Origin of the sequence: uncultured Granulicatella sp., assembly GCF_963528195.1 — a bacterium.
GTDB lineage: Bacteria > Bacillota > Bacilli > Lactobacillales > Aerococcaceae > Granulicatella.
Window position 1 is genome coordinate 1 of the sequence record NZ_CAURVN010000065.1, and the last position, 4,806, is coordinate 4,806.

At 34.9% G+C, this 4,806-nt stretch carries 4 protein-coding genes and 3 pseudogenes; 2 read left to right on the top strand and 5 right to left on the bottom strand.

Going from position 1 to position 4,806, the window contains the following annotated elements:
* A pseudogene (locus RWR88_RS08485) lies at positions 1-385 on the bottom strand (tRNA 2-thiouridine(34) synthase MnmA); the annotation flags it as partial.
* A gap of 207 nt (positions 386-592) precedes the next feature.
* Here RWR88_RS08485 and RWR88_RS08490 point away from each other — a divergent pair.
* Entirely contained in the window at positions 593-838 is a 246-nt protein-coding gene (locus RWR88_RS08490; RefSeq protein ID WP_006702736.1) for a helix-turn-helix transcriptional regulator, read from the top strand.
* A gap of 67 nt (positions 839-905) precedes the next feature.
* Here RWR88_RS08490 and RWR88_RS08495 read toward each other — a convergent pair whose 3' ends face one another.
* Positions 906-1,247, bottom strand: a complete 342-nt coding sequence (locus tag RWR88_RS08495) for a cysteine desulfurase (RefSeq protein WP_006702737.1) — start codon at positions 1,245-1,247, stop codon at positions 906-908.
* Between the two features lie 40 nt (positions 1,248-1,287).
* On the bottom strand, positions 1,288-2,415 hold the full coding sequence (locus tag RWR88_RS08500) for a cysteine desulfurase family protein (protein WP_314451824.1): 1,128 nt from the start codon (positions 2,413-2,415) through the stop codon (positions 1,288-1,290).
* Positions 2,416-2,566: 151 nt separating this feature from the next.
* Here RWR88_RS08500 and RWR88_RS08505 point away from each other — a divergent pair, with 151 nt between their 5' ends.
* Entirely contained in the window at positions 2,567-3,829 is a 1,263-nt protein-coding gene (locus RWR88_RS08505) for a replication-associated recombination protein A (RefSeq protein ID WP_314451827.1), read from the top strand.
* Between the two features lie 236 nt (positions 3,830-4,065).
* On the opposite strand, the pseudogene RWR88_RS08510 reads toward RWR88_RS08505, so the two are convergent.
* Together RWR88_RS08510 and RWR88_RS08515 are read right to left on the bottom strand one after the other, a co-directional pair.
* Positions 4,066-4,419: pseudogene (locus tag RWR88_RS08510) on the bottom strand (transposase); the annotation flags it as partial.
* Positions 4,407-4,661: pseudogene (locus tag RWR88_RS08515) on the bottom strand (sigma-70 family RNA polymerase sigma factor); the annotation flags it as partial. The pseudogenes RWR88_RS08515 and RWR88_RS08510, both read right to left, overlap by 13 nt.
* Positions 4,662-4,806 lie beyond the last annotated feature (145 nt).

The window sequence follows — 4,806 nt, forward strand, 5'->3', positions numbered from 1 at the left end:
CATAATGTCCCATTGCTACATAGTCTGCTCCTAATTGAAGAGCATATTCTAAGAACGCTTGGAATTTTACTTCTTTATTACACATTACATCTGGATTAGGAGTTCTTCCTAATCGATATTCTTTTAAGAAATATTCAAATACACGATCCCAATATTCCTTTTCAAAATTAACAGAATAATATGGAATGCCAATTTGTTCAGCTACTGCTGCTACATCTTTATAATCTTCTGTTGCTGTACAAACACCATTTTCATCTGTATCATCCCAGTTTTTCATGAAGATACCAATTACATCGTATCCAGCTTGTTTTAATAAAAGAGCTGTCACTGAAGAATCAACTCCACCACTCATTCCGACAATTACTCGGATATTTTCCTTATTCATTCATTCACCATCATTTCTAATTTTTTCTGTTTTAACGATTTGAAGGTCGCTGTATCAATTTTATATCACTTTCTAAAAATTTTTTCAAAAAATTTTTCTCAAAATCTTCTTAAATACGATAACGATAGGAATTATAGCCCTATACACATTTGACAAATAAATTTATTTTCACTACAATTATTATTGGTAAAAGGGGGGCATAAGTGTATGATAATATCTTTACGAGCAGCACGGGTTAATCGTAATTTGACACTCTTAGAAGCCGCCAAATACCTAAAAATTAATAAAGATACTTTAACGAAGTATGAAAAAGATTCTACGAATCTTCCATACTCTTTAAGCAAGCGCATGCAGGAACTCTATGAGATCCCAGGCGAAAATCTTTATTTTGGCGATACTTTAAGCTTCGTGGCGCAGTTTAAGCCACTCCCTCACGAAGAAGATCTACAATAGTAGTGATCGGAATACCTTCCCGTGCTATGTATAGAAACGAGACAGAGTAAACTCTGTCTCGTTTTTTTTATACTTCTTCTAATACGCCACGTTCTACTAATCCTTCTAGAATAAATTCTAGTTTTTCAATCGCATATGCGTTTTTTTCATTTCCATATAATTGAACAGTTTGAAGTCCATCTTTTGTTGTGGTTGAAATTTTTAATTGTTTCATTGCTTTATCGACTGAAACTTTTAATTTTAATCCACGATGTCCAACTACTAAGTCATCTAAACTGCGAATTAATTGGAAATTACCTGCTTTTGTTTCGACAAATCCATTATCTCTTAATGTATATCCTTTTACTGTTGGAGATACACGATACACATGATTTGAATTTTTTAATGTTGCTGTTTGAGTAAATGCCATATGAACACTTCCTTTCATCACTTTCTTCTAGTTTAGCATACTATGGACGTTTAATCGAGGATATTGAGGAAATAAATGCATCAATATCTTCCATAGTTGTCTCTCCTCCAAATGATAAACGAACAGATTCAGTCACTCTACTCTTATTTTCTGGATACATGAGTGATAATACAGGACTAGGCTCTAAACTTCCTGCAGAACATGCTGATCCCGCTGAGACAGCTACTTGATGTAAATCACACATAATTAATGTTTGACTAGCAGGAATCCCTTTTAACCAAACATTACAAATATGCGGACTCTTTCTTGATACATCCCCATTAATTTCAAACGGAATTTGACGAGCTGTTAATTGTTGTTGTAGGTATTGAGATAATTCAAGGTATTTGCTCTTCTTCTCGCTTCTCGTTTGAATGGCTAATGCAAGAGCTTTTTGGAAACCAACAATATAAGGAACATTTTCAGTTCCTGCTCTCCATCCTTGTTCTTGTCCGCCACCTTTAATGAGTGCATGAATGGGAGCATCTTTCTTCTTATATAAAAATCCAATTCCTTTCGGCGCATGAATTTTATGACCTGAAGCAGATAAATAATCAATGTGAGCAGACGTTACATTAATTTCTTCTTGCGCAAATGCCTGAACTGCATCTGTATGGAAATAAGCAGGATGTTCGACTAATAACTCACCGATTTCTTGAATCGGTTGATAAGCTCCAGTTTCATTATTAACCGTCATAATCGACACTAAACGTGTCTTCACAGTTAAAGCTTCTTCCACTTGTTTCACAGAAATACAACCTGACTCATCAGGAGCTAACTGAACAATCGTGAATCCTAATTGTTCAGCATAGGCTGCAGATTTTTTAACCGAAGGATGCTCGATTCCTGAAATAATAATTTCTCCTTTTTCTTTTGCAAAATGCTGATAAATCGATTCAAACACTAAATTATTCGCTTCTGAACCAGAACCCGTAAAAATAATGGAATCATTCGTAGCAGCATGTAATTCTTGTAATATCTCTTTTTTAACAGCTTGAATCTTTTGTTTTTGAGTACGTCCAATTTGATAAACACTAGAAGGATTGCCAAAATATGCCATTTCTTCAAAAATTGCTTGTTTCACTTCCTCTACAACTGGTGTAGTGGCAGCATAATCTAAATAATGCAACGATATCGCCCTTTCTTTTGGATAAAATTTTACATCTATTATTTTCTACTCTTACTAGTATAGTATATTTTTCAAAATAAGGTAAATATTTTTGACTCACGTAAGTATTTAAACTATGCTACAATAGAAAGAACAGAAAGTGAGGAGAATTATGAAAAATCAACCATTAGCATACCGAATGAGACCCACTTGCTTAGAAGAAGTTGTCGGACAACAACATTTAGTAGCACCTGGAAAAATAATCGCTCGAATGATTGCCGCTAAACAACTCTCTTCCATGATTTTATATGGCCCTCCTGGAATTGGAAAAACAAGTATTGCCAGTGCCATCGCAGGAACAACGAAGTATGCCTTTCGTACATTAAATGCTGCGACAGATACAAAAAAAGAATTACAAATCGTTATTGAAGAAGCAAAGATGAGTGGAACTGTCATTTTATTACTCGATGAAATTCACCGCTTAGATAAACCAAAACAAGATTTTCTTCTTCCACACTTAGAAAATGGACGTGTTATTTTAATAGGAGCCACTACTGAAAATCCTTATATAGCCATTAACCCAGCGATTCGCAGTAGAACGCAAATTTTCGAACTGATCCCACTTACACCAGAAGAAATTCATCAAGCACTCAACCGTGCATTAACAGATGAAACAAAGGGATTAGGACAATATAATGTAGAAGTCGAAGACGGAGCAATGCACACCTTCACCCATTTTTCAAATGGCGACGTGAGAAGTTCACTAAACGCATTAGAATTAGCCGTGAAATCTACTCCAGCAAATGAAGATGGAAAAATTATTATTACAGAAGAAATCGCAGGAAACTGCCTACAAAGAAAAGTATTCGCACATGATAAAAACGGAGATCAACATTATGACGTCATCTCCGCATTCCAAAAATCAATTCGAGGAAGTGACGTAGATGCAGCACTCCACTATATGGCAAGACTCATTGAAGCAGGTGAACTCATTACATTAATTAGACGATTATTGGTCATAGCCTATGAAGATATCGGATTAGCAAACCCCGCAGGAGCCAGTCGTGCCGTATTAGCCGTACAAGCTGCCGAAAAACTCGGGTTACCAGAAGCAAGAATCCCACTTGCGAATGCCGTTATTGAATTAGCCCTCTCCCCTAAATCGAATACAGCCATTCTCTCCATTGATGCAGCACTCTCAGATGTCAGACAAGGAAAATCAGGAAAAATCCCTTCGAACTTACAAGATGCACACTATCAAGGAGCCCAAAAACTAGGACGAGGAACGAATTACCAATACCCACATAACTATCCAAATCACTGGGTAAAACAACAATACTTACCAGATACACTCAAACATGCACAATACTTCCACCCAGACCCAACTTCGAAATTCGAAGAAGCGTTGAAAGAACAGTATAAGAAGTTTCAATAAATGGAAATATCCCCCGACAAGAAATTCTTGCGGGGGAATGTTTTCATTAGTCACTATCATTCAAATCAGTAGTCATAGTGCGTTTCTTTTTTTAACTATCAAACCAAAATCTCTATAACTACATTTCTTAAATTTTTATCTACTAAACCCAGCGCCCATCTAATAATGTTACCAAAAAGCTGTTATCCGAAACATCTGCTCCAATATTTTTTTAATTCGTAGCAAATCGATCATCCCTCTTTAAATTCATTGAAATCACGTTCTTGAAATGCTTCTCTTAGTTGATGGACTGTTTCATATTCAGGTTTTAATGTAGGAACTTCTTGTAATAAATAATCTACAATTCCTTGAGAATGTGTTAACCAATCGAATAATCTGTAATACTTATAGTTGTATGATTGAAGTTCATCTCTATTCTTTAATATTAGTTTCCAGTAACGTTTTAATTTATTTTAAAGTCGTCTATCCTTATAGCGTACTTGATTCATTTTTCTTGTTCTTGTCTTGTTTAATTCTCTGTTTAAAGCTTGAATAATATGAAATGGATCAATAATAATTTTAGCCTTAGGGAATAAACATTTAATGACTTGTTTAGTTCTTCAATTTGCATTTTGACTTCTACAATTTTTTCTAAGTCTATTCTTTCATCTATGATGTTATCTACAAAGTGTCCATCATAATCTAATGCTGAAAATGAAATTACATTATACTTCCAATCCTTTCTCTGGAGATACTTTTCATGCTCTGTTATCTTCCAATAGGTTTTATAAACTTCTTCACTTACAGGTACAGCTTTTCCCCTAACATAGATGTAATATTCTTTTTTACCCATTGTGCTATCCTCCTTTTTATGTTCTCTGTTTTGGTTTTTTGAGAATAAAAAAGGAGGGCTTCTACACTTTGGCGTAAAAAGTCCTCTTTGCAATGAAGTGACCCCAAAAAGTTAGACTTTTTTTGAGACGACTTAAGTCGTCTCT